Source organism: Yoonia sp. D2-7, from assembly GCF_055809435.1.
In genome coordinates, this window is sequence record NZ_CM147912.1 from 2,306,393 (window position 1) to 2,329,210 (window position 22,818).

A 22,818-nucleotide genomic window follows, 5' to 3' on the forward strand; every position below is an offset into this window, starting at 1 on the left:
AATGGCGCGGGCCTACGCCAGCAGCGCGTCTTGCGTGGCTTTCAATTTGGATCGGCTCACCGGCGCTGGCGGGATCGTGTCCGTATCAAACAGACACCGCCCCTTGTCTTTGGACCGTTCAAAGCGGGCGACCTTGGACGGGTTCACCAAATAGCTGCGATGCGTCTGGATAAAGCCCGCAGGCAACAGGCGCTTCGTGGCTTCAGTAATCGGCCAAACGCAAAACAGGCGATCCTGTTCGGTGTAGATCTGCGTGTAATGCCCGTCTGCGCGGACAAAGACGACATCACTAGGCGCGACAAAGATTTTGCCCCCGTCGCGTTCACACGGGATTTGCAGACCGACTGGTGTCTGAATATCCGCATCGTCGACGGGATTGATCGCGTCCGCGACAGGACTGGCGACGAGGTAAGTCGTACTGACCCACAAGAAGCCGCCAAAAATCACAAAACTGGACACGATAACGCCAAGCGCCAAAACTTCGTTGCTCATGCTTGGGCCAAATTCAGCAACTTGCGGGACGGCTACAAATTCCGTGCCCGCCATTGCCAGAAAATGCACTGACCCAACTGCGACAGCAAAACACAGCGTTCCAAGAAAGATATTGCGGTTCGTCCGATGCCCGTAAGCCACCCGAAACGCCAAAATACACAAAACAATCGCGACAATCGACGATTCTGCGATCCCAAGCGGCGTGTAAATCGCGCGGCACAATTCTAACCCCGCCATCCCGATGTAATGCATGACCAGAATGCCCACGCCGACAATGGCACCCGCTGTGCCAATCACCAAAGGCGTGCGGTCGGTAAAATGCAGCAAGATTAACGCGGCACCCACGATCAGGATCGCGGTCAATGCCGAAATCAGCGTGATCGCTGCGTCGTAATAGAACAACACGGGCAACTGCAGGCCCAGCATCGCGACAAAATGCATCGACCAAATACCGCCGCCTAACGCAATCGCGGCCAAGGCCACAGACACTTTCTTTTGGGTCAGGGATTTCTGCGACAGATTGCGCGTCAAAGACAAACCCGTGAACGCCGCAGCAGTTGCAACGAGGCACGACATGATGACTAAAAAGAAGTCATGACTGAAGCTTAGCGTTTCCATTGCGGACAAAATGACCAAAGAAATGGCACTTGGCAATTATCGATTTTTTGATCGACCTGCTAAAGCCTATCTTTCTATCCTTAATTCAACACATGAAGGTGCTATCGCAACACACGGGCATTACTATAAAAATTGCAGATGCCGCAAATCCACTCGCATGTCGTGAATCGTAGAATTCCAATACGCTGCAGATGCTTGCGGTCTGAGCAGTACCTTGAGGTAAATCAAAGCTGCATCATCGCATCAACACTATGATCGTAGGAGAAAGCAGCGCCAAACGGACTGTTTTCAAAGAACAATACAGGGCGAATGACATGACCATGATGAAAGCAGTTACCACAACGATTGCAGCGCTATCGCTTAACGCTTGTGTTGCGGATCAGAACAGCATTTCGGCGGATAGCGCCCGTGGAAAGCAGTTATTCGATGATCAATGCGCGATCTGTCACGGGGCGAACGGTGAAGGCGCAGGACCGGCATCGCTTGGCCTAGGTGCGCCGCCACCAAGTTTGCAATTCCTTGCGGCATCGAACGACGGCGTTTTTCCTCGGAACTATGTGCTGAGCGTCATCCAAGGTCTTGATCGTCACACGGATCCCACCGCCGCGATGCCGATCTTTGGTGACGCCGATATGGGCCGGCCCATCACGGTCAACACCGACGGCGCAACCGAAACCCTGCCGTCAGACATGTCGGCGCTTCTCACCTATCTGAAAACGGTGCAGCGATAAGTTGTTTTAAGCATAAGCGTAAAAGGAACTGGCCAACCTGCTGGGGTTTTCGGCCTATTCCATGTTGATACTAGACTGGCGTATGTTTTGTCCCGCTTAGGACAGGACAACAAAGGCCCGCGCTTACCAATCGCCCCGCTTCCGCCGTGTAGTCTTGATAGGCCTTCTGGACGAACGCGATCTGAATATCGCGCGCGTCTTCGATAGTTTTGCAGCGCAACAACGCATTTTGCGTTTTCAGATCTTCGGCCAAACGGTCCGAGATGAATGAAACGAAATCTGCATGCATTTGCATGGCTTGCGAAAACGCGCCTGTCCCCATCCAGTCCATTGCCCCAAACATACCGCCGGTCGCAACGCCGCTGAAATCCTTCGAATTTTTGTGCGTTTGTTCCGTCATCGCAATCTCCCCCATGTTGATTTGATACAAGCACTATGACGCAACCGTCGTCGGCCCGCGTTGACTTGCATCAACGTCGCCTCGTCAGATCATGTCATAGTGACATCAAGTGCCGTCCGCCTGTGACGGCAGCGCTCACTACGGAAAGGAACCACGATGGCGCTTGAGCATGGACATTCGCATTCCGAAATTGCGGCTCGCTTGAATGCTCGCAATGGCGGTGGCGGGCTTAGGGATGCAATCTTTGGTGGCATTGACGGAACGGTCACGACGTTTGCAATTGTCGCGGGCGTGCAAGGTGCGGGCCTACCGGGCGGGATCGTTGTTGCACTTGGTATGGCGAACGTCGTCGCGGATGGTTTTTCCATGGCGGCAGGCAATTACGCGGGCACGAAGGCCGTCGCTGATGATCGTGAAAGGCTGCGCAAAGTTGAAGAACGCCACATCATGCTTAACCCAAAAGGCGAACGCGACGAACTGGACCAAATTCTGGGGCGCAAAGGATTACATGGTGATGTTAAGGCGCAAGCCGTCGACATGATAAGCCGCGACAAGGATCAATGGATCGCCATGATGTTGACGGACGAATACGGACTGCCGCCGACGGACCCTGCCCCGTTAAGGGCCGCGGTCATCATTTTTGGTGCGTTTGTAATGGCCGGGTTGCTGCCGCTTCTTCCGTATCTGGTTGGCCTCACTGATCCTTTTGTGTGGTCCATCATTGCCTCTGCCTTCACCTTCTTTGGTATCGGCGCAATCAAATCACAATGGGCATTGGCACCGTGGTGGCGGTCAGGGCTTGAAACATTCCTCATCGGTGGCACGGCAGCTGCGTTGGCGTTTGCTGTTGGACGCTTGTTCCACCCCTAAGCTTAGACGGCCGCCAGCGATTCCCGCATCACAATGGAAACGTTCAGCTGACGTCGGACAGTGTTCGCATTGCCGTCGATCAGCTTGACCAGTTCGCGCGCAGCTGTCCCGCCCATTTCACGATGCGGGACGTGCACGGTCGTTAATGTCGGGGACAAATGCTGCGCCAGTTCAATGTCATCAAATCCGGTAATGGAAACGTCGTCGGGTACGGAATACCCCAACTGCCGCGCCCGCAACATCGCCCCTGCAGCAAGAACATCGTTTCCACACATCACAACGCTCGGCGGCATCTCAGACTTCATCAGGGCTTCAAAAGCGTTGGCACCGTTGTCAGTGTCGTACGGCGTTTGAACAATCGGCAAATCATCCAGATCAAATCCGTTGGCCACCCAACTATCCCGAATACCGGTCAATCGCTCTGCGGCGCGATCGTTGCCATCGGCGATCCCCGAAATCACTGCAATACGCTTATGACCCATCGAAATCACACGGTCCGCTAACATCCGCATCGATGCGCGATTATCAAATCCGACCGACGAACGTGACGAATCTGGTCTGTAAGCCCATGCAAGCATTGTTGGGATACCGCGTCGATCCAAGTAGTCGTAAACTGCCTTTTCGCGTTCATACCCAATCAGCAACAGACCTTCCGCACCACGTGCAACGAGCGCACGGATTTGTTCAGCCTCGAGTTCCGGTCGATACGCGCTGCTCGACACAAGCAGGTTGTAACCAAGGTCATGCAGCGTTTCCTGAAAAGCCTGAAGCCCCCGCGCAAAAATGGCGTTTTCCATCGTCGGGATAATGGCACCAATCGTATGGGTGCGCCGCGCTGCCATCGCGCGCGCATTGAAATTGGGCGTATAGCCCAAGGCCTCGACCGCTTGCATCACCTTATCACGGGTCGGCTTTGAAACCTTGTCCCCTGCGTTCAAACACCGCGACACCGTTGCAGTCGAAACGCCAGCCGCACGCGCGACATCATCAAGCGTAGGAATGGAATGGGATGTGGACATGGCGGTTCGTTCCCTGATTTCAGCGGGTCTATAACATGGTTTGCGAAAAACTGAACATGGATGCAACGACAATGTAAGCGCTTGCATGAATCAGATGAAAGCGCTTACATCGCAACATGGATAGTAGATCGCAAACATCGTCACGCACCGTCCCCCATCCTTTCGGGGGCGTCACTATCGTCTGCTCCCTTTGCTTCGTCATTCTTCACGCCCTTGCGGCTCTCACACTTTTCTTCCCAAAATTCACAAATAGGATCGCTAACTTATGACCCGTGAATATCTCAAAAAAGCGTCGCTAACGTCTGCCTCCGGCGCGTCAGATGTGCATGACACTGTCGTTGGCATACTGTCCGACATCGAAAACGGCGGAGACGCAAAGGCGCTTGAATACGCCGCAAAGTTTGATCGCTACGACGGCGACATCATGTTGAGCCAAGAAGCCATCGACGCTGCATGTGCGTTGGTTCCTGAGAAACTGAAAGCAGACATTCGATTTGCACATGATAACGTCAAACGCTTTGCCGAACTTCAAAAAGGCACAGTCGCAGACGTCGAAATGGAAATTTCACCGGGTTACGTCGCCGGTCAGAAAGCGATCCCGGTTGATGCGGCGGGCTGCTATGTTCCCGGTGGACGTTACAGCCACATCGCCTCTGCAATCATGACGGTCACAACTGCGAAAGTCGCCGGTTGCAAGCATATCACCGCATGCTCTCCTCCCCGCCCTGATGTCGGCGTGGCCCCTGCGATTGTGTACGCGGCGCATATCTGCGGCGCTCACAAAATCCTAGCTATGGGTGGCGTGCAGGGCGTGGCTGCCATGACCTACGGACTTTTTGATCTGCCGAAAGCCAATATTATCGTAGGCCCAGGCAATCAGTTTGTTGCTGAAGCCAAACGCATTCTTTTCGGGCGCGTGGGGATCGATATGATCGCGGGCCCAACTGACAGTCTGATCTTGGCCGACAAAGATGCGGACGCCCATATCGTCGCTACAGATTTGGTGTCACAGGCGGAACACGGTTATAATAGCCCCGTATGGCTTGTCACCGACGACCGCGCTCTTGCGGAAAAAGTCATGGCTATCGTGCCTGATCTGATCGCAGACCTACCCGAATTAAACCGTGAAAACGCATTCGCCGCTTGGCGCGACTATGCAGAAGTTATCGTCTGCAATGACCGCGTCGATATGGCCGCGTGCAGCGATGAATACGCCCCCGAACACCTGACGGTCCAAGCATCAGACCTCGACTGGTGGCTTGATAATCTGACCTGCTACGGATCGCTATTCTTGGGGGAAGAAACCACCGTATCATACGGTGATAAGGCATCAGGCACGAACCACGTTTTGCCGACGTCTGGTGCGGCCGGATATACGGGCGGGCTTTCGGTGCACAAGTACATGAAAATCGTCACATGGCAGCGCGCCACGCAAGAGGCATCCAAAGATGTCGCCATCGCCACAGCACGGATTTCACGGCTCGAAGGTATGGAAGGCCACGCCCGCGCCGCTGACGTACGGCTGGCAAAGTATTTCCCCACCGAAAACTTCGATTTGAGCGCCCATGATTGATCCCAATTCGCTCTTTGACCTTAGCGGAAAGGTCGCATGTGTGACAGGGGCCAGTTCCGGTCTAGGTCGCCGCGCCGCACTGGTCTTGGCAGAGGCTGGCGCACGTGTCGTCGGCGTCGCCCGCCGTGGCGAAGCACTCGACGATCTTTGCCATGAAATTGGCCCACCTGCAGCGGCGGTCATTGCGGATGTCGCGGATCGGGATGGTATTGCGGATGTGGCCGCTGCGATTGCGGCGCCCTTTGGGTCGCCCGACATTGTTGTTCATGCTGCGGGGCTGAACACTCGTGAAGCCGCTGATGATGTCACACCGGACGGTTGGGACAAAACCATTGCGATTAATCTGAACGCGCCATTCTTCCTCAGTCAGGCGCTGGTTCCTGCGATGAAAGAAAAACGCTGGGGGCGGATCGTCAACTTCGCGTCCCTGCAGACAACCCGCGCGTTCCCCGGCGGGATTGCATATGGCGCAACCAAAGGGGCCATCGGGCAACTTACGCGCGCCATGGCGGAAAGCTGGTCACCCTTTAACATCACAGCCAACGCGATTGGGCCCGGGTTCTTTCCAACCGAATTGACGGCAGCGGTGTTCGACGACGCAGACCGCGCCGCGCGCAACGCGGCCCAGACCTGCATGGGGCGCAACGGCGGTGTCGAAGACATCGATGGGCCGATCCTGTTCTTGTGCTCTGACGCGTCGTCCTACGTGACGGGGCAGGTATTGATGGTTGATGGAGGGTTTACCGCAAAATGAAAGCTTTGGTTTATGACGGGGTTGAAACCCTTAATTTCCGCGACGTCCCTGATGCAGTCGCCGGAACCGACGAACAGCTGATCCGTGTTGAGGCGGTCGGCATCTGCGGGTCCGACATGCACGCCTATCTTGGCCATGATGCGCGTCGCCCTGCCCGGCTGATCCTTGGCCACGAAGCTGCAGGTACTATTGTGGGTGGTGATCACGACGGCATGCGCGTGACGGTCAATCCGCTAGTGTCCTGTCTGGTCTGCCCTGCCTGCAAAGCGGGTCGCGAAAACCTGTGTCCGAAGCGCGAAATCATTTCGATGCCGCCACGCGAAGGCGCATTTGCGCAATTCATCGCCATGCCCATGCGTAATCTGGTCGAAGTGCCCGACAACATCGCCTTGTCCAAAGCGGCGCTTGCTGAACCCTTGGCCGTCAGCTGGCACGCCGCACGTTTAGGGATCGACGCCTTGCATCCATCGATGGATCGACGCGCCATCGTCATTGGTGGCGGCGCAATCGGGCTTGCTGCGGCACTTGCGTTGCAAGCGATGGACATGCCGGACGTCACAATCATCGAACCCAATGATGCGCGTCGCGCCTATCTTAACGATCATTGCGGCCAAACTGCCGTAGCAGAAGCATCCGGTCCCGCCCCGCTTGTCGTCGATGCCGTTGGGTACGGTGGAACACGCGCGACTGCATCTAATCTTGTGGAACCGGGCGGTGTCATCGCTCATGTCGGATTGGGCGATGATGCACCGGGGTTCGACGTCCGTCGGGCCACGCTTCAGGAAATCACTTTTATCGGGACGTATACCTACACCGCGCAAGATTTCAGGGACACAGCCGCCGCGATCTACGACGGACGTCTTGGTCCACTGGACTGGACGGACAACCGACCTTTGTCCAACGGCGCGCAGGCGTTTCGGGATCTACGTGCGGGTCGCGTTGCAGCACCTAAGATCGTTCTCAGCCCATGGGACTGATCTGACCCGCTCTGACAAAAACATCTCTTTTCTACTCAAGCCTGAAAGGTTCCAACCTCATGAACATCGACAAGAAGATCTGCGACGATCTTGTTGCGAACGACGTGTCATTTGTCACGACCGTGCCATGCAAACAATTGGCAGGTGTGATTGATGAAGTCGAAAAGCGCGACGATATCTTCCACATCCCATCCAACAAAGAAGACGAAGGCATGGGCCTGTGCGCCGGTGCGCATATGGCAGGCAAACGCCCTGCGATCATTATGCAGAACACCGCGATTGGTGTAACGATCAATACGCTGGCCACACTGATCCAATACTACCGGATGCCTTTGCCGATGATCATCTCCTACCGTGGAGAATTGCGCGAACCCGTCGCGTGTCAGGTGGAAATGGCCGTGCATACAAAAGCGCTGCTGGCGCAGATGAACATCCCGACGTACCACTTCCATTGGCAAAAGGACGTCGAAGAATTCGACAACATCCTGAAGTATACCTTCATGTGCAACAAACCTGTGGCGATCCTGACCGACGCCAACTTCTGGGGGGGCTACGGGGACCAATGATCCGTTCTGAAATCTTAAAAGAAATCGCACCTATCATCCGTGATCACCTCGTGGTTTGTAACATCGGACTACCAAGCCAAGAACTGCATATGATCGACGATCAGCCGACCAACTTTTACATGTTGGGCACAATGGGTCTGTCGTCTTCTATCGGCTTTGGTCTGGCCTTGTCGCAACCGAAACCTGTCATCTCTATTGATGGCGACGGGTCGGTTTTGACGAACCTAGGCACATTGCCCACAATCGCGAACAATGCCACGGGCAACTACACCCTGCTGATCATCGACAACGGGTCTTACGGATCAACAGGCGACCAGCCAACCTACGCAGGCCAAAAGACGAACCTGACTGATGTTGCGCGGGCATGTGGCTGCGACAACGTCGTCGAAGTGCAGGACAAAGACCTCAGTCCAGTGCTGCAGGACGCCATCGACAGCGACGAGATGACCATCATCGTGTGCAAATGTGACAGCGGCAATATCAAGCTGCCCGTGATCACCATGGACCCCGTCGTCATCAAAGACCGCTTTATGAAGGCCGTGGCGTCCTAATGTTCAACGCTGCCGCGCATATCCATTCTGCAAACGATGCGCGGCGGCTGGCCAAACGCAGGCTCCCTTGGATGGTGTTCGACTATATCGACGGGGCCGCGGGGGCGGAAGTGGGGGCAAAGCGTAACCGTGCTGCCTTGGATGCGATCACGCTAGAACCCCGTATCTTGCGGGACGTCAGTCAGCGCAATCTCGGCACATCCATTTTCGGGACGTCCGCGCATCGACCATTTGGCATCGCGCCAATGGGTATGTGCAATCTCAGCGGACCGGACGCGGATATGATGCTCGCACGGCTCGCTGCGCGCTACCACGTGCCCCATGGGGTATCGACGGTCGCATCAACCCCGCTGGAAAAGATCATCGAAACGGCCGACGGGCACGCGTGGTTTCAGCTGTATTTTAGCGGTGACGGGCAAGGCACATTCAAGCTTGTCGAACGGGCGCGCGCTGCAGGCTACGAAACTCTGGTCTTAACCGTCGATGTGCCAGAAGTCGGGCGTCGACCACGCGAATTGCGTCACGGTTTCAAGATGCCGTTCACAATCGGCCCACGCCAATTCATCGATTTTGCCCTGCACCCTCGTTGGTCATTAAGCCAACTGGCCACGGGGAAACCGCAAATGGCGAATTTTGAAATGGACGGCTATGCTTTCGACCGGACCGAAAGTCGTGCGAAGGCCGACTGGGACACCCTTTCGCGATTGCGCGACATGTGGTCCGGAAACCTGGTCGTCAAAGGCGTCGTGAATGTCGAAGATGCCGTTGCCCTAAAGAATGCGGGCGTGGACGGCATTCAGGTGTCCAGCCACGGGTCACGTCAGCTCGAAAGCGCCCCTGCCCCGATAGATCGGCTGCCGCACATCCGCACGGCGGTCGGCAATGAATTCCCTTTGTTCTACGACAGTGGCCTACGCTCTGGTGAAGACGTTCTGAAAGCCATGAATGTTGGTGCGGATTTCACGTTCTTTGGACGGTCCCTGCAATTCGCAATCGCTGCAGCCGGCGAAGCGGGATTGAACAAGATATGGGATGTTTTCAGTGAAGAACTGTCTTCCGCAATGGCACAAACCGGCGTGATCGACCTTTTGGGCAAATCATAGGTTTCGTCCAGCGCGGTGACGTCACGACCCCCTAGCGGGGTGCGATCTGTAACACCTTCCGGGACAAACCGGACAGAACTTCTGGCCCATCAGGTCCAAGATGAACGATGTCCTCTAGCCTGATGCCGAAAGCGTCCGTCAAATAAATACCCGGTTCAATCGAAAAGACGTTTCCAGCGGTCAGGGCCTGATCATTACTCGCCGTCATATAGGGCGGTTCATGCACATCAACGCCTAACCCGTGCCCCGTCCGATGTGAAAACGCAGCACCATAGCCTGCAATTTCAATCACGCCGCGCGCGGCACCATCAATTGCGCTGCACGCAACACCGGGTTTGGCCGCAGACAACGCCGCCTGCACCGCATCTTCCACAATACCCGCGACCTGTGTGAACTCAGGCTCAGGCGTATCCCCGTACCACGCACACCGCGTCATATCAGACGGATAACCGTTCAACCGGCAACCCGCATCAATCAGCACAGCCATCTCGGGTTGCAACACATCCGCACCCGTATGGTGATGCGGGAAGGCACTGTTTGGACCAAAAGCCACGATACAGAACGCCGGCTCTGCCCCATGGGCGCGGTAGTGTTCGACGATGATCGTTTTGACGTCGTTTTCAGACATACCGGTGCGCAACGACGCAAAGGCCAGTTCAAATGCGCTGTCGTTCAGGCGGGCGCAGTCGCGCAGCAGCTTGTGTTCATCGGCATCCTTTTCCGCCCGCAACAGTCCGATCGTGTCTTGGGTAAACCGGCGAGTTGGGGCGTCAAGCTGATCGAGTAGCAAGAACGCGAAATCCGCCCGCATCATTTCATCAAGTACGACGCTGAGGCCGGAACGTTTGACGTCAAGTTCAGTGACCAACGCAGTCAGCGCATCCAGCGGGCCGTCCGTATCGCTCCATTCATAAAACGGGACGCTGTCGCATTGGGTGCGCGCGGCGTCGGCGTTCAACTTTGGCATCAGGACACCAGCGTTATCAGCCGTCACCAAAGCCATCACAGGGCGTTCATCGCCATGCGGGTTCAGCCCTAACAACCACTGCATGTGACTGCTGGGACCGATAGCGACTAAATCGGTGTGCGTGTCGGCCATACGCTGACGCAACCGTGCCAATCTGTTGTCTGTGATGTCAGTCATACGACCCTCCAGTTGCGATAAACGCCCTAGCCGTCTTGGCCGGGCAGCCAGTTTTTTGTCGGTCCTTGCAGCACAACCAATGTGCCCGTCCACATCATCCGGGCTGGCGTGTCGCCCAGCGTTTTCCAAGCGTGCGGGGTCATGCCGTTGTAATGCAGACTGTCACCCTCGCGCAGGGTAAAGGCCTCTCCGTCCAGTGTTTTCTCGATAGAGCCGCTAAGGATATAAATGAACTCCTCACCCTCGTGCTGGAACGTCTCAGACACAAATCCGGGTGGGCAGTTCATGATATAGGCAGACAGTTCGTGACCAGGAAATTCGGAGCTTAACGCCTCATACGTCACGCCCGAATCCGAAATCGAAAACTTCGGCCGTTTATCCGCATAAGACACCGCATCCCCCGGTTTCGGGCGGGCCACAAAGTAATCCAGCCCCAGATCCAAAGCATGAGAAATCTGCGCGAGCGTGCCCAGCGACGGCGTCGCATTGCCGCGTTCAACCTGCGACAGATACCCCACGGATATGCCGGCGTTGTCGCACAATTCCTTCAGCGTCAGCTTGCGCTGCTGCCGGCATTTGCGGATCATCTGACCCAGCTTGGCTGGTTCGATACTCCCCCCCCCGATCATGGCTTACCCCGACAACTGCGCGAGCCGTGGCATCAGCTCTAGCAGCTTCTTAGTGTAGTCCTGCTGCGGATTGGCGAACAGCGTCTCGGTGTCTTGCACTTCGACCAATTGGCCTTGTTTCATCACACCAACGCGGTCGCACATTTGGCGGACAACCGGCAGATCGTGGCTAATAAACAGCATGGTCAGGCCAAGGTGTTCTTGCAAATCCTTTAGAATGTTCAGAATTTGCGCCTGAATAGACACATCCAAAGCGCTGGTCGGTTCGTCACAGATCAGGAACCGTGGCTGCGTGGCCAAGGCCCGCGCGATGGAAATCCGTTGGCGTTGCCCGCCCGAAAATTCGTGCGGATATTTCGCCGCAGCAGCACGGGTCAGCCCGACACGATCTAGCAATTCCTGCACCCGCCCGCTGATCTGGTCAGGCGGCAGGATTTTGTGGTGCACCAGCGGTTCGGCAACGATGCTTTCGACCTTCATCCGTGGATTAAGACTGGAAAACGGGTCTTGGAAGATCATTTGGATTTGGCGACGATACCCTGCAATTTCGGCAGGCGTCATCGCAGTCACATCATCACTGTCAAACTTGATACGGCCACCGTCCACATCAAGCAGCGTGCCGATCATCCGCGCAACGGTGGATTTACCAGACCCGCTTTCGCCGACAAGCCCGAAGACCTCTCCGTCTTTGATATCGAACGATACCTCGTCCACAGCCGTAAAATAGGTCCGCCACGACGGCAGGATCGCTGATTTTTCGAGGAATTTCTTCGTGATCCCCTCGACCTCAAGCAGCTTGCCGGATTTCGACGGTTCTGATTTGGTCCAGTTCCGCGCGAGGTCTTCAATCTTGAACGTCGTCTCACGGCCACCATAACTGACCTGCGGGAAACGGTGCAGTTTGACCTGCGGACGCGGCACGGCGGAAATCAGTGACTTGGTATATTCATGCTTCGGCGCGCTGAGAACTTGGTCGGTAGACCCGTTTTCCACGACTTGCCCGTTGTACATCACCGTGACTTGTTCGGTGGTATCCGCGATCACGCCCATGTCGTGGGTCACAAGGATCACACCAACTTGGGTCTCGCGGGCCAGTTCCTTGATCAGATCAAGCACTTGAGCTTGGATCGAAACGTCCAGCGCGGTTGTCGGTTCATCAGCCACGATGACGGACGGCTCTGAACACAGCGCCAATGCAATCACCACACGTTGCCGCATACCGCCAGAAAATTGGTGCGGGTACTGGTCAAAGCGGGTCTTGGGATCGGGGATCGACACTCGATCAAGCAAAGCCAAGGCACGTTCTTTGGCTTCTTTGGCGGAAACCTTGAGGTGCAACTGGATCGTCTCAACCAGTTGTTCACCAATGGTAAACAGCGGGTTGAGCGACGTCAGCGGATCCTGAAAGATCATCCCGATCTCACGGCCCCGAATGGCGCGTTGTTCTTCAACGCTCAGGTTGTCGATACGACGCCCCTTCAGCCAAATCTCACCAGACGCGATACGCGCAGGATCATCCAGCAGGCCAATCACGGCATTACCGGTCATCGACTTGCCCGCCCCGCTTTCGCCAACCACGCCACGGATTTCACCGGGACGGATGTCGTAGGTCACGTTGCGCACAGGCTTGAACAGGCCGTGCCGGGTCGGGATTTCGACGGTCAGGTCACGGATGGAAAGGACAGGTTCGGTCATTTTAACCTCGGGTTCAAAGCGTCACGCAGCCAGTCGCCCAGCATGTTCACGCTCAGGGCCAGCGCAAGCAAAGTGCAGGCTGGGAAGAACAGGATCCACCATTCGCCTGAGAACAAGAAACCTTGGCCGACGCGGATCAGCGTGCCCAAGGACGGCTGCGTGGCAGGTGCGCCGACGCCCAGAAAGCTCAGCGTGGCTTCTGCGATGATTGCAAGTGCCAGTGAAATCGTAGCGATCACCAACACGGGCGACAAAATGTTCGGCAGGATGTGGCGTAACATGATGATAAAAGGCTTTCGCCCGATCAGCCGCGCAGCCGATACGTAGTCTTTGCCTTTTTCCACCAGCGTAGCCCCGCGCACGACGCGGGCAAACTGCACCCAATCGGACAGGCCAATCGCAAGGATTAGGACCCAGATCGCCATTTGGTCCCGGTTTTCAACAGGCGTGATCCCCTTGGCGATCCCGAAGATCAGCATCGCCACCAAGATCGACGGGAACGTCAACTGCACGTCGGCTGCCCGCATGATGAAACTGTCGGCCCAGCCGCCAAAATAACCCGCAAGCAGGCCCAAGAAAATGCCAAGCACGACGGCAAACAACACAGCAGCGAAGCCCACGAATAGTGAAATCCGCATCCCGTAAAGAATAGTAGAAAATACATCGCGGCCCTGATCGTCGGTGCCTAGCAAGAAAGTTTCGCCAGTGAAGGCATTCGGCTCCGTCGGTGGCGTAAACCCGTTCATCAGGTTCAATGACGACGGATCAAACGGGTTGGTGGGTGCTATCAGCGGCGCAAACACCGCCGACATGATCAGCAAAGTGGCAACCACCGCAGACACCATCGCAACGGGGGACCGTTTAAAGGCGTAGAACAAGTCGCTATCAAGCGCGCGGCGCAGACGTGACGGCACGACCTCGGTTGTGGAATTCGGGTGATCAGTCATTTCGCGGCCACCCTAAGACGAGGATCAATGAAGGCATATAAGATATCCACCAGAAGGTTGATGACGACAAACATCACCGAAATCATCATCAGATACGCGGCCATCACCGGAATATCGACAAACTGAATTGCGTTGATGAACAACAAGCCCAAACCGGGCCACTGAAACACGGTTTCAGTAATGATCGCAAAAGCGATAATCGCGCCAAGCTGAAGACCGATCACCGTAATCACCGGCACCATGGTATTCTTCAAGGCATGGCGAAAATTGATGACCCGTTCGCTCAGGCCACGAGCGCGGGCAAACCGGATGTAGTCTTGACGCAGGACCTCGAGCATTTCGGATCGGACAAGACGCATGATCAGTGTCATCTGGTACAGGCCCAGCGTGATCGACGGCAGGATTAGGGCTTTCAAACCGGATTCCGTCAAGAAACCAGTGGTCCACCAGCCAATCTGCACAACTTCGCCGCGGCCAAAGCTCGGTAACCATCCGAGTTCAACAGAGAACAGATAGATCAACAAAATCCCGATCAGAAACGTCGGCAAGGACACCCCGATCAATGAGGCGGACATGATAAAATTCGCAACAAACCCGTCGCGGCGGATCGCGGTGAACACACCCAGTGCAATCCCTACGACGATGGCGAAAATGGCGGAAAGTGCGGCCAACTCCAGCGTTGCGGGGGCGCGTTCCATGATAATTTCGGATACTTCGCGGCCTTGCCGGTAGCTGACGCCGAAATTGCCCTGCACGGCTTCGCCCAAGAATTTCACGTATTGCACGGGGATCGGTCGATCCAGACCAAGCTGCGCGCGCAGACGTTCGATGTCTTCCATCGTGCGTTCTTGACCCAGCATGTTGTCAATGGGATCGCCCACAAAGGTGAACATTGAAAACGCAATTGCCCCGGTGATGATCAACACCAAAAGGGACTGGAATATGCGTTTAAGGATAAACGGCAGCATCGCGAAGGCCTTGCTTTGCCAGCGCAGCCCGACGGGCCGCTGGACAAGTTTGGAAAGGATTGGAAACTGGACGGGGGCAGCCTGCCCCACCTGTCCAGTCGAAAAGGCGCGCCCACATCAAACGGGCGCGCCGTCATGCGAAGTTACTGCATAGTGAAGTATTTGACGCGTGGCTGATCCTCTGGATCGACCTCGATGCCAACGTTTTCAGCCATACCCCAGTTCAGCACCTGGTGGTGGATCGGGATGTAAAGCTGCTCGTCTTGGATCACACGCCAGATGCTGGCGATGTCCGCGTTACGCGCGTCAAGATCGGTGTTGGATGCAAGCGACTTGATGGTTTCGTCCAGCTCATCGTTGTCGTAGCCAGTGCCGTTCCATGTCCCGATGTCGTCTTCACGACCGTGCACGAGGAAGTTGAAGATGTATTCAGAATCGTAAGTTGGAACACCCCAACCCAGCATGTAGAAATCCGTCGCACCATCGGTGATTTTCGGGAAGTGCTGCGCCTTCGGAATGGCATCAAGGTTCACGGTGACACCGATCTGCCCCAACATGCCAACAGCCGCCTGACAAATAGCTTCATCGTTGATGTAACGGTCATTCGGGCAATCCAAACGGATAGAGAACCCATCTTCGTAGCCAGCTTCAGCCATCAGCGCCTTGGCGCCTTCAACGTCAGTGACGCTTTCGCCGTCCATTTCAGCAGTCCAGCCGTTTACGAATGGCGGGGCAATCATGCCTGCTGGTTCGGACTGACCACGCATAACGACCTGTTGAATCGCATCGCGGTTGATCGCCATGGACATCGCTTTACGAACGCGAACGTCAGCCAACGGGTTTGCACCATCAACGTCATCAGCTTCGATATCGTCAGCACCTTGGTTCATACCAAAGAAGATCACGCGGTTCTGTGGGGCTTGCTTCACAACAAGACCTTCAGCATCGCCTACGCGCGCCAAATCCTGAACCGGCATATCCTGCAAGAAGTCGATTTCACCAGACAACAACGCAGCTACGCGGGTCGCGGCGTTCTGAATTGGTGTGTAGACAATTTCGCTGACTTCCAGCGGGAATTCGTCGCGACCCCAGTAGGCTTCGTTGCGGGCCATAACGGTTTTCACGTCTGGCTCACGGCTGACAAGCGTATACGCACCAGTGCCGTTGACGTTTGTCGTAGCAAAAGTGATCTCGCCGCCTTCAAAGTCTTGCACGTTGACGGTGTCGTTCGCCTCTGTCCAATCCTTGTCCATCATGAACAGGTTGGTCAGGTTGGATGGCAGAATCGGGTTTGGGCCGTCTGTTTCGATCTCAACCACGTAATCGCTGACAGCGCGAACAGCAGTGATCGAACCAATCAGTTCTTTCATGTCAGAGTTTGGCTGCTTTGCACGCTCAAAGCTGAAGACCACGTCTTCTGCTGTGAAATCAGCGCCATCGTGGAATTTCACACCTTCGCGCAAATTGAAAACCCACACATTCGGGTTGTCAGCACTTGGCGCCCAGTCAGTCGCAAGTGTTGGGACAAAGTTCCCGGCAGTATCGCGAATGATCAGCGGCTCATACATCTGGTGACGCATGGTGTGGCTGGGGCCTTCGTTTTGAGAATGCGGATCAAGCGTCAGCGCGTCGCCCGCACGGGCCCAGCGAAGTGTTTCAGCATTGACCACAGCGGCGGACGACATCAGTGCCGCAACCGTCAAAAGGGCAGTTGTTTTTTTCATAGTAACCTCTCCGTTCGTGTTGGTTTTTAAGCAGACAGTTTTGTTGGTTTGGGAACCGGCTGCAAATCCGGTCGTATGACGCGTCTTTTTCGGAATCGCGCGTCTTAATGGGGTAAATCTTTGATTTATATTATTATTTCAGCCCCTAAGTATCGATACCCAATTGGGCGTGGGGTGACGGTAGAAATAAAACTTAGGATTTACAATAATTATTTTTGTGGCGTTAGGAACGACCGATCCGCAGATCGCTATCTACCTGTGCAAAGCCTGCCAGAGCTTCGGCAGTGTGGCAAGCATGATCAGTTGCAAAAGACCCTTTAAACTCGCCTCGCCTTTAACTTGGCACCACGACGTCATGACCGGCGACTTGTTTCATTGCCAGACCGGTTTCGAATAGATCGCTCAACATCGGGCCAGTCATGGTCAGGATGCGCGGGCCAGTGACGACCAATCGTCCGTCTTTCAAGGCGACGATTCGGTCCGCATAGCGTGCTGCGACCCCAAGGTCGTGCAGCACAATGATGACGCTACGTTGGGTTTGGCCGGGTCTGGTCAGCGCATGCAGCCGATCCATGATGTCGCGTACATGACGCGGATCAAGCGCAGATAACGGTTCATCCAACAGCAACCACGGCGTTTCTTGGGCCCATGCCATTGCAAAAAACGCCCGTTGGCGTTGACCGCCAGACAGGGAATCCAATCGACGGTCTGCCAAAGCACCCAAATCAAATGCCGCGATCGCGTCGGCTATCTTGCGGTGATCTTCTTCTTTGGGGCGTCCTTGGTGATGGGGCCAACGTCCGAAGCTCACTAGTTCACGCACGCTAAGCCGTGCGGTGACCTGTTCGTTCTGCGCAAGCAACGCCACGCGGCTGGCCCGTTCGGCTGGCCGGGCGTTGATCATGTCGCTCCCTTCCACCGTAACCTGCCCCTGCGTTTTCTTGATCAGTCCAGCCATCGCGGTCAGCAGGGTCGATTTCCCCGCACCATTGGGACCGATGAGGGCAGTAATCCCACCCTGCCCGAACTTCAGCGACACATCCTTCAAGATGTCCGTTCCGTTCTTTGTGACCGTTAAGTTTTCGACGTGGATCATGGTTGAGACCTGCGCAAAACGAGGAAAAGGAAAAGACCGCCGCCCACAAATTCAACCACAACAGTCAGTGTGGATTGCAACCCGAGCAGGCGCTCAAAGACGAATTGTCCGCTGACGAGGATGGTCGCCCCGATCAGCGCTGCGGCGGGCAAAAGGTGCGCGTGACGCCATGACGGAAGGACCGCATGGGCCAGACTGGACGCAAGCAGGCCCAAGAATGTAATCGGCCCGACAAGCGCGGTTGAAGTGGCCACCAACAACGCCACAAGGCCTAATGCCATGAACACGACGCGGTCATAATCAACGCCCAGCGGCAGCGCCACGTTTCGCCCAAGCGCGACCACATCTAGATAGCGTGCGATCTTTAGCGCGCCGAAAAGGCTTGCTCCAAGAATCACAACAGCAACCGCCAATTGGGTTTCGTCAACCACCCCAAAAGTGGCAAAGGTGGCCTGCTGAACGATTGAGAATTTGGATGGATCCAACATGCGTTGCGCCAATCCCGCCAAACCCCGAAGCAACACGCCAAGAATGACGCCCGTTAACACGAGACGCAAAATGTCTTCTGCGCCATTGCGCAAAAGAACGCTGAACAGCGCAACGGCCGCGATCACAAGGATAGCCGTTTCCATGCCGAACTGCGCCAAAGACGGCAGGGCAGCAAAGCCGACCCCGCCCAATGTCAGGACCAATGCCGTTTGAATGAATACAAACAGGGCGTCAAAGCCGACAATCCCGGGGGTGAGCATGCGATTGGCCGCGATGGTTTGAAACAATACCGTGGCCGTGCCAATCGCGGCACCAACCACGCAGAGTGCAGCCACTTTAGTAAATCGCAACGACAGGATGAACCCCATCGGCGAACGCAAATTCCAGAATAGAAACAGACCGCAAGCCGCAATCAGCAGGCCGATCAGGAAGAACAGACGACGCTTAACCATGTGATTGCCTCGGGGCCGCGTGCAACAGCCACAGGAAAATACCCGCACCGATCACAGCGAAAACCGTTCCAGCGGGAATCTCATAGGGGAAGCGAATCACGCGACCAATGATGTCACAACCCAGCACCATGCAACCGCCCAACCATGCCACAAGCGGCAAGTTCCGGCGCAGATTATCGCCCCGCCAGCGCGACACGATATTGGGCACAACCAGTCCGACAAACGGGATAGACCCGACACTGACCACGACGACGGCCACGATGATCGACACAAGGATCAGCCCCGCCAATAAGGTTTGGCGGTAATCCAACCCAAGGCTGCGCGCCGCGTCTTCACCAAGGCCGAGCATGGTAATGCGATCCGCCGCGAACCAGACCAGCGCGGCCATTGCTGCGACAACCCAAAGCAGTTCGTACCTGCCCTGCAGCACGCCCGAAAACTCGCCGCTTTGCCAAACACCGATGTACTGCACAAGGTCTGTCGTCCAGGCCAACCACAACACGGCAGCACCGATAATGCCGCCGTAGATCAGTCCGACCAATGGCAACAACACGGGATCACGGCGTGGCACATGGCGGGCCAGCCAAAGAAATCCTAGCGTTCCGATTAAACCAGTTGCGGCTGCGACCGACATTTTCATCAACAGCGCGGCACCGGGTGCGATCAGCGTTACGATAAGAAGGCCAAGCATTGCGGATTCCGGTGTGCCAACCAAACTGGGCTCTACCATCCTGTTCTGCACCGACATCTGTACCACCACACCCGCCAGCGCCAATCCGGCCCCCGCCAGAAGTGCGGCGAACGTGCGTGGCAAACGACTGACCAGCATCACCATTTGCCGATCAAGATCGCCTGCAAAAATATCGGCGACCCCAATTAAACAACTCGCCCCCACAAGAAGGGCGAGCGTCAGGGCCGCATAGAGCCTGTATTGCACGGGCCTGCCTTAGCTTGGGTCAGCGGAAAACGCGGCAACAACCTCGTCAATCGTGCCCGTCATGGACTGGTATCCACCACCCACGAGGTACAGACGCGCAGAATCGAGGTACACAATCTGATCATTCTGACCTGCCGTCGTGCCTGCGACCAACGGGTTATCCAGCGTCACAGCTGCCGCTTCCCCCTCTTGGCCAATGGCCGCGCCACGATCGACAACGAAAATCCAATCAGGGTTTACTTCCGCAATGAATTCAAAAGAAATCGCTTCGCCATGGGTTTCGGCGTTCAGCTCGGGGAACGCTTCCGGCAATCCCAATGCAGTATGTAGCCAGCCAAATCGGGAATCGTCACCATAAGCGGACACCTTCCCGCCGTTGGTCAGGACAATCAATGCGTTGCCTTGCCCATCCGTCACGCTGCGCGCGTTCTCAATGGCGACATCAAGATCGGCCAGCAGCGCGGTCGCCGTGTCTTGCTGCGCGAACATCGTGCCGTAGGCCGTGACACGCGCCTGCGCATCCTCCAGCAGATTGTCGCCAGAGATGGTCATGTCGATGGTTGGTGCAATAGCGGACAATGGTTCAACCTGCGACTGCGACCGCCCACCAGCGATGATAAAGTCCGGAGCCATGACAGCCAAGGCTTCGAAATCAGGTTCAAACAGCGTGCCCACCGTCGGCGTACCGTCGAACACGTCCTTAAGGTAGGCCGGCGGCGCGATGACCGGAACGGCAGCAACAGGAACGCCAAGTGCTGTCAGCGTGTCCAATGCAGCAAGGTCAAATGTCACTACGGATTCGGGCGCCACCGGAACTGTCACCGCCCCAACTGCGGTTTCAATCTCGGTAGTTTGGGCCAGAGCCAGCACAGGCATAGCGGCGAAACCCGCCGCGACGATCATCGTTTTCATGGTGAACCTTTCAGGTAAGAGAACGTCGGGCGGCGGCTAGACATTATTGAGTGAATCAGTCAGGTATAATTTCCGACACAAATACTCAGGATAAAATCACATGCAAGTCGAAATGTCAGACCGCGGACAATTCCCGACCACACACGCAAGCCGATACCTTCAGCAATTGTGCAAACACTTCGCCCACAAAATTGAAGTACAGTTCGATGAAACGTCCGGCACTGCACAGTTCCCGTTTGGTTCAGCAACGCTGACAGCAACACCCGTGCGGCTCGATGTCGTTTTGACAGCAGCTAACGAAGAAGGTCTTGAACGATCACGCAGGGCAATCGACAGCCATCTAGAAACATTCGCTTTTCGCGAAGGGTATACCAAAATGAACTGGGTCTCATTGTTGGACTAGCCGGGGTTCGCCGCCTAGGCGTAACCGCTCTTCTCTTTTTCACCAGCCCTACGCCTTGCGACCCTGAAACAACAACGACAACACCCCAAGCAACGCGGACACCATTATCAGCAGCAACGACACCGCGTTCAGCACCGGCGTTGATCCCTGTTTCAGCTTATCGAACATCGCGATGGTCAGCGGTGAATCCGATCCCACCAGCATCAATGTCGTGTTGAAATTCTCGAAACTCATCAACACTGACACAACGGCTGAGGCCACAATCGCAGGCAATAAAAATGGAAGCGTGATCTGCCGGATAGCGCCCCATTTGCTGGCACCAAGGTTCAACGCAGCTTCTTCCAAACTGGGGTCGAATTTCTGCAGACGAGCCGAGATTACGAGCGTCGCAAAGGTTGTGATGAACGAAAATTGACCAAGGATCACGAGGATCAGACCCGGACGCAATCCGTCGAACCACAGCCCTGTCGCGTCTTCCAACGCATTCGCGATGGAACTGGAAAAGACGAGGATGGAAATGCCAAGGATCACACCCGGAATGATCAGCGGCAGGAGCATGAGCACATACAGAAACGCTTTGCCGCGGAAATCATGGCGCACAAACAGGAATGCGTTGCAGGTGCCCACGAACACCGCGAGGCCCGACACCCACATCGCGACAAAAGCCGATGTGCCGATCGAACGCACAATCGCCCGTTCATTGAACACGCCGATAAACGGCGCCTCGGTCCCGAAGAACCAAGCAAGGGTAAAGCCCTCCCACGGCAACGACGGAAACACGCTGTTGTTGAATGCAAAGACGCAGACCACCGTCAACGGCAGCGCCAGATAGATAAAGAACGCGGTGACATAGGCGCGGTAGCACCATTTCGCGAAAGCGGGTTGGGGGACTGTCGGGATCATGCGCGCCCCATCGTATCAGTCAGCGATTGGCGCGACAGTTTCAGCCCAGCGAACACAACCAGCGATGACAGACCCAGCAACAAGAACCCGAAGGCCGACCCCAATTCCCAGTTAAACCGCGTGATAAATTGCGTGTAGATCATGCCGGTGAACCATAGACTGTCTTTGCCGCCCAACAGGATCGGGGTCAGGTAATTGCCAAGCGAGAGCATAAACACCACGATACAGCCCGACACGATTCCGGGCATCGCGTGCGGGATCACAATCTCGCGCATGATCGACGTACTTGTTCCGCCCAGATCGTACCCCGCCTCAATCAGGCTATCGTCAAGGCTATCAAGCGTGGTGACAAGCGGCACCACCATGAACAGGATCGACGTATAGACCAGCCCCACCATGATTGCGGCGTCATTATACAACATCTCGACCGGTCCATCGACGATGCCCAACGATTGTAGCAGGTTCGAAAACACACCCGTTTCGCGCAACAGGATCATCCAGCCAAATGTGCGGACAAGCTCGGAAACCCAGAACGGGATCATACACATCAAGAACAACGTGGTTTTAGTGCGGCCACGGGACAGCTTTGCGATGTAATAAGCAATCGGGAAACCAAGGATCAGCGTCAGTAACGTCGCAAGGATCGACATAATCGCCGTCCGCGCAAAGGTGCGCCAATAAAGTGGTTCGTTAAAGAACGCAGCATAATTGGCAAAACCGGTTTCATATTCGCGTGGTCCGACTTTTTCGCTGATCGAGACGATGAACAGCCCCACATGCGGCAGGATAATCAGCACGACCAACCACAGCAGGATCGGCGCAAGCAGCAGGTAAAACCCGAGGCGGGATGTGTCAGATGTCATCG

The 22,818-nt window shown here is 55.7% G+C and carries 24 protein-coding genes; 9 read left to right on the forward strand and 15 right to left on the reverse strand.

Annotated features, from left to right (window positions below; translation table 11 throughout):
• Nucleotides 1–12 precede the first annotated feature (12 nt).
• A complete protein-coding gene (locus AC0L7R_RS11285; protein ID WP_473660402.1) occupies nt 13–1,110 on the reverse strand; it encodes an MHYT domain-containing protein in 1,098 nt (365 codons plus the stop codon).
• Nucleotides 1,111–1,424: 314 nt separating this feature from the next.
• On the opposite strand from AC0L7R_RS11285, the gene AC0L7R_RS11290 reads away from it, so the two are divergent.
• Nucleotides 1,425–1,841, forward strand: a complete 417-nt coding sequence (locus AC0L7R_RS11290; protein ID WP_473656975.1) for a c-type cytochrome — start codon at nt 1,425–1,427, stop codon at nt 1,839–1,841.
• A gap of 70 nt (nt 1,842–1,911) precedes the next feature.
• On the opposite strand, the gene AC0L7R_RS11295 is transcribed toward AC0L7R_RS11290, so the two are convergent.
• Nucleotides 1,912–2,241, reverse strand: coding sequence for a phasin family protein (locus tag AC0L7R_RS11295; RefSeq protein WP_473656977.1), 330 nt, complete (start codon nt 2,239–2,241; stop codon nt 1,912–1,914).
• Between the two features lie 156 nt (nt 2,242–2,397).
• Between AC0L7R_RS11295 and AC0L7R_RS11300 the strand changes: the two genes are divergently transcribed.
• Nucleotides 2,398–3,111, forward strand: coding sequence for a VIT1/CCC1 transporter family protein (locus tag AC0L7R_RS11300; protein ID WP_473656978.1), 714 nt, complete (start codon nt 2,398–2,400; stop codon nt 3,109–3,111).
• A gap of 2 nt (nt 3,112–3,113) precedes the next feature.
• On the opposite strand, the gene AC0L7R_RS11305 is transcribed toward AC0L7R_RS11300, so the two are convergent.
• Entirely contained in the window at nt 3,114–4,130 is a 1,017-nt protein-coding gene (locus tag AC0L7R_RS11305) for a substrate-binding domain-containing protein (RefSeq protein WP_473656979.1), read from the reverse strand.
• A gap of 265 nt (nt 4,131–4,395) precedes the next feature.
• Here AC0L7R_RS11305 and hisD point away from each other — a divergent pair, with 265 nt between their 5' ends.
• Genes hisD through AC0L7R_RS11335 form a run of 6 tightly spaced genes read left to right on the forward strand, consistent with a single transcriptional unit; the run spans nt 4,396 to nt 9,654 of the window.
• Nucleotides 4,396–5,703 carry a histidinol dehydrogenase gene (gene hisD / locus AC0L7R_RS11310; protein ID WP_473656980.1) on the forward strand — a complete coding sequence of 436 codons (1,308 nt, stop codon included), beginning with the start codon at nt 4,396–4,398 and terminating at the stop codon, nt 5,701–5,703.
• Nucleotides 5,696–6,457, forward strand: a complete 762-nt coding sequence (locus AC0L7R_RS11315; RefSeq protein WP_473656981.1) for an SDR family oxidoreductase — start codon at nt 5,696–5,698, stop codon at nt 6,455–6,457. Before hisD ends, AC0L7R_RS11315 begins: the two co-directional genes overlap by 8 nt.
• Complete coding sequence (locus AC0L7R_RS11320) at nt 6,454–7,434, forward strand: alcohol dehydrogenase catalytic domain-containing protein (protein WP_473656982.1); 981 nt, start codon at nt 6,454–6,456, stop codon at nt 7,432–7,434. Before AC0L7R_RS11315 ends, AC0L7R_RS11320 begins: the two co-directional genes overlap by 4 nt.
• A gap of 59 nt (nt 7,435–7,493) precedes the next feature.
• Nucleotides 7,494–8,000, forward strand: a complete 507-nt coding sequence (gene comD / locus AC0L7R_RS11325) for a sulfopyruvate decarboxylase subunit alpha (RefSeq protein WP_247126778.1) — start codon at nt 7,494–7,496, stop codon at nt 7,998–8,000.
• Nucleotides 7,997–8,551, forward strand: a complete 555-nt coding sequence (comE, locus tag AC0L7R_RS11330; RefSeq protein WP_473656983.1) for a sulfopyruvate decarboxylase subunit beta — start codon at nt 7,997–7,999, stop codon at nt 8,549–8,551. The genes comD and comE overlap by 4 nt, the downstream gene beginning before the upstream one ends.
• Nucleotides 8,551–9,654 carry an alpha-hydroxy-acid oxidizing protein gene (locus AC0L7R_RS11335; RefSeq protein ID WP_473656984.1) on the forward strand — a complete coding sequence of 368 codons (1,104 nt, stop codon included), beginning with the start codon at nt 8,551–8,553 and terminating at the stop codon, nt 9,652–9,654. The genes comE and AC0L7R_RS11335 overlap by 1 nt, the downstream gene beginning before the upstream one ends.
• A 31-nt stretch (nt 9,655–9,685) precedes the next feature.
• On the opposite strand, the gene AC0L7R_RS11340 is transcribed toward AC0L7R_RS11335, so the two are convergent.
• The 10 genes from AC0L7R_RS11340 to AC0L7R_RS11385 form a co-directional block, all read right to left on the reverse strand.
• Nucleotides 9,686–10,798 (reverse strand): M24 family metallopeptidase, encoded by a 1,113-nt coding sequence (locus tag AC0L7R_RS11340; RefSeq protein WP_473656985.1) that lies wholly within the window; start codon nt 10,796–10,798, stop codon nt 9,686–9,688.
• Between the two features lie 26 nt (nt 10,799–10,824).
• The gene (locus AC0L7R_RS11345; RefSeq protein WP_473656986.1) at nt 10,825–11,385 is read right to left on the reverse strand and encodes a cupin domain-containing protein; all 561 of its coding nucleotides are present in this window, start codon (nt 11,383–11,385) and stop codon (nt 10,825–10,827) included.
• Between the two features lie 45 nt (nt 11,386–11,430).
• Nucleotides 11,431–13,122, reverse strand: coding sequence for a dipeptide ABC transporter ATP-binding protein (locus AC0L7R_RS11350; protein ID WP_473656987.1), 1,692 nt, complete (start codon nt 13,120–13,122; stop codon nt 11,431–11,433).
• Nucleotides 13,119–14,069, reverse strand: a complete 951-nt coding sequence (locus tag AC0L7R_RS11355; protein WP_473656989.1) for an ABC transporter permease subunit — start codon at nt 14,067–14,069, stop codon at nt 13,119–13,121. Before AC0L7R_RS11355 ends, AC0L7R_RS11350 begins: the two co-directional genes overlap by 4 nt.
• Complete coding sequence (locus tag AC0L7R_RS11360; protein WP_247126764.1) at nt 14,066–15,037, reverse strand: ABC transporter permease; 972 nt, start codon at nt 15,035–15,037, stop codon at nt 14,066–14,068. The genes AC0L7R_RS11355 and AC0L7R_RS11360 overlap by 4 nt, the downstream gene beginning before the upstream one ends.
• 143 nt (nt 15,038–15,180) lie before the next feature.
• Complete coding sequence (locus AC0L7R_RS11365) at nt 15,181–16,761, reverse strand: ABC transporter substrate-binding protein (RefSeq protein WP_473656991.1); 1,581 nt, start codon at nt 16,759–16,761, stop codon at nt 15,181–15,183.
• A gap of 334 nt (nt 16,762–17,095) precedes the next feature.
• Nucleotides 17,096–17,857, reverse strand: a complete 762-nt coding sequence (locus AC0L7R_RS11370; RefSeq protein ID WP_473656992.1) for an ATP-binding cassette domain-containing protein — start codon at nt 17,855–17,857, stop codon at nt 17,096–17,098.
• Nucleotides 17,854–18,798: an iron chelate uptake ABC transporter family permease subunit gene (locus AC0L7R_RS11375; RefSeq protein WP_473656993.1), complete on the reverse strand. Its 945-nt coding sequence runs from the start codon at nt 18,796–18,798 to the stop codon at nt 17,854–17,856. Before AC0L7R_RS11375 ends, AC0L7R_RS11370 begins: the two co-directional genes overlap by 4 nt.
• A complete protein-coding gene (locus AC0L7R_RS11380; RefSeq protein WP_473656995.1) occupies nt 18,791–19,735 on the reverse strand; it encodes an iron chelate uptake ABC transporter family permease subunit in 945 nt (314 codons plus the stop codon). Before AC0L7R_RS11380 ends, AC0L7R_RS11375 begins: the two co-directional genes overlap by 8 nt.
• A 9-nt stretch (nt 19,736–19,744) precedes the next feature.
• Nucleotides 19,745–20,647 (reverse strand): ABC transporter substrate-binding protein, encoded by a 903-nt coding sequence (locus tag AC0L7R_RS11385; protein WP_473656997.1) that lies wholly within the window; start codon nt 20,645–20,647, stop codon nt 19,745–19,747.
• Nucleotides 20,648–20,747: 100 nt separating this feature from the next.
• Here AC0L7R_RS11385 and AC0L7R_RS11390 point away from each other — a divergent pair, with 100 nt between their 5' ends.
• Nucleotides 20,748–21,050 (forward strand): DUF2218 domain-containing protein, encoded by a 303-nt coding sequence (locus AC0L7R_RS11390; protein WP_473656998.1) that lies wholly within the window; start codon nt 20,748–20,750, stop codon nt 21,048–21,050.
• A gap of 48 nt (nt 21,051–21,098) precedes the next feature.
• Here the strand turns inward: AC0L7R_RS11390 and AC0L7R_RS11395 are convergent, their stop codons facing one another.
• Nucleotides 21,099–21,953 (reverse strand): ABC transporter permease subunit, encoded by an 855-nt coding sequence (locus tag AC0L7R_RS11395; protein ID WP_473656999.1) that lies wholly within the window; start codon nt 21,951–21,953, stop codon nt 21,099–21,101.
• Nucleotides 21,950–22,816, reverse strand: a complete 867-nt coding sequence (locus tag AC0L7R_RS11400; RefSeq protein ID WP_473657001.1) for an ABC transporter permease subunit — start codon at nt 22,814–22,816, stop codon at nt 21,950–21,952. Before AC0L7R_RS11400 ends, AC0L7R_RS11395 begins: the two co-directional genes overlap by 4 nt.
• Nucleotides 22,817–22,818: the final 2 nt, after the last annotated feature.

Coding starts and splice junctions, on each gene's coding strand:
- AC0L7R_RS11400 (WP_473657001.1), bottom strand. CDS start 22,816: ATGACATCTGACACATCCCGCCTCGGGTTTTACCTGCTGCTTGCGCCG.
- comE (WP_473656983.1), top strand. CDS start 7,997: ATGATCCGTTCTGAAATCTTAAAAGAAATCGCACCTATCATCCGTGAT.
- AC0L7R_RS11315 (WP_473656981.1), top strand. CDS start 5,696: ATGATTGATCCCAATTCGCTCTTTGACCTTAGCGGAAAGGTCGCATGT.
- AC0L7R_RS11395 (WP_473656999.1), bottom strand. CDS start 21,953: ATGATCCCGACAGTCCCCCAACCCGCTTTCGCGAAATGGTGCTACCGC.
- AC0L7R_RS11385 (WP_473656997.1), bottom strand. CDS start 20,647: ATGAAAACGATGATCGTCGCGGCGGGTTTCGCCGCTATGCCTGTGCTG.
- AC0L7R_RS11335 (WP_473656984.1), top strand. CDS start 8,551: ATGTTCAACGCTGCCGCGCATATCCATTCTGCAAACGATGCGCGGCGG.
- comD (WP_247126778.1), top strand. CDS start 7,494: ATGAACATCGACAAGAAGATCTGCGACGATCTTGTTGCGAACGACGTG.
- AC0L7R_RS11360 (WP_247126764.1), bottom strand. CDS start 15,037: ATGCTGCCGTTTATCCTTAAACGCATATTCCAGTCCCTTTTGGTGTTG.
- AC0L7R_RS11320 (WP_473656982.1), top strand. CDS start 6,454: ATGAAAGCTTTGGTTTATGACGGGGTTGAAACCCTTAATTTCCGCGAC.
- AC0L7R_RS11305 (WP_473656979.1), bottom strand. CDS start 4,130: ATGTCCACATCCCATTCCATTCCTACGCTTGATGATGTCGCGCGTGCG.
- AC0L7R_RS11375 (WP_473656993.1), bottom strand. CDS start 18,798: ATGGTTAAGCGTCGTCTGTTCTTCCTGATCGGCCTGCTGATTGCGGCT.
- AC0L7R_RS11355 (WP_473656989.1), bottom strand. CDS start 14,069: ATGACTGATCACCCGAATTCCACAACCGAGGTCGTGCCGTCACGTCTG.
- AC0L7R_RS11290 (WP_473656975.1), top strand. CDS start 1,425: ATGACCATGATGAAAGCAGTTACCACAACGATTGCAGCGCTATCGCTT.
- AC0L7R_RS11295 (WP_473656977.1), bottom strand. CDS start 2,241: ATGACGGAACAAACGCACAAAAATTCGAAGGATTTCAGCGGCGTTGCG.
- AC0L7R_RS11350 (WP_473656987.1), bottom strand. CDS start 13,122: ATGACCGAACCTGTCCTTTCCATCCGTGACCTGACCGTCGAAATCCCG.
- AC0L7R_RS11345 (WP_473656986.1), bottom strand. CDS start 11,385: ATGATCCGCAAATGCCGGCAGCAGCGCAAGCTGACGCTGAAGGAATTG.
- AC0L7R_RS11300 (WP_473656978.1), top strand. CDS start 2,398: ATGGCGCTTGAGCATGGACATTCGCATTCCGAAATTGCGGCTCGCTTG.
- AC0L7R_RS11365 (WP_473656991.1), bottom strand. CDS start 16,761: ATGAAAAAAACAACTGCCCTTTTGACGGTTGCGGCACTGATGTCGTCC.
- AC0L7R_RS11370 (WP_473656992.1), bottom strand. CDS start 17,857: ATGATCCACGTCGAAAACTTAACGGTCACAAAGAACGGAACGGACATC.
- AC0L7R_RS11285 (WP_473660402.1), bottom strand. CDS start 1,110: ATGGAAACGCTAAGCTTCAGTCATGACTTCTTTTTAGTCATCATGTCG.
- AC0L7R_RS11340 (WP_473656985.1), bottom strand. CDS start 10,798: ATGACTGACATCACAGACAACAGATTGGCACGGTTGCGTCAGCGTATG.
- hisD (WP_473656980.1), top strand. CDS start 4,396: ATGACCCGTGAATATCTCAAAAAAGCGTCGCTAACGTCTGCCTCCGGC.
- AC0L7R_RS11390 (WP_473656998.1), top strand. CDS start 20,748: ATGCAAGTCGAAATGTCAGACCGCGGACAATTCCCGACCACACACGCA.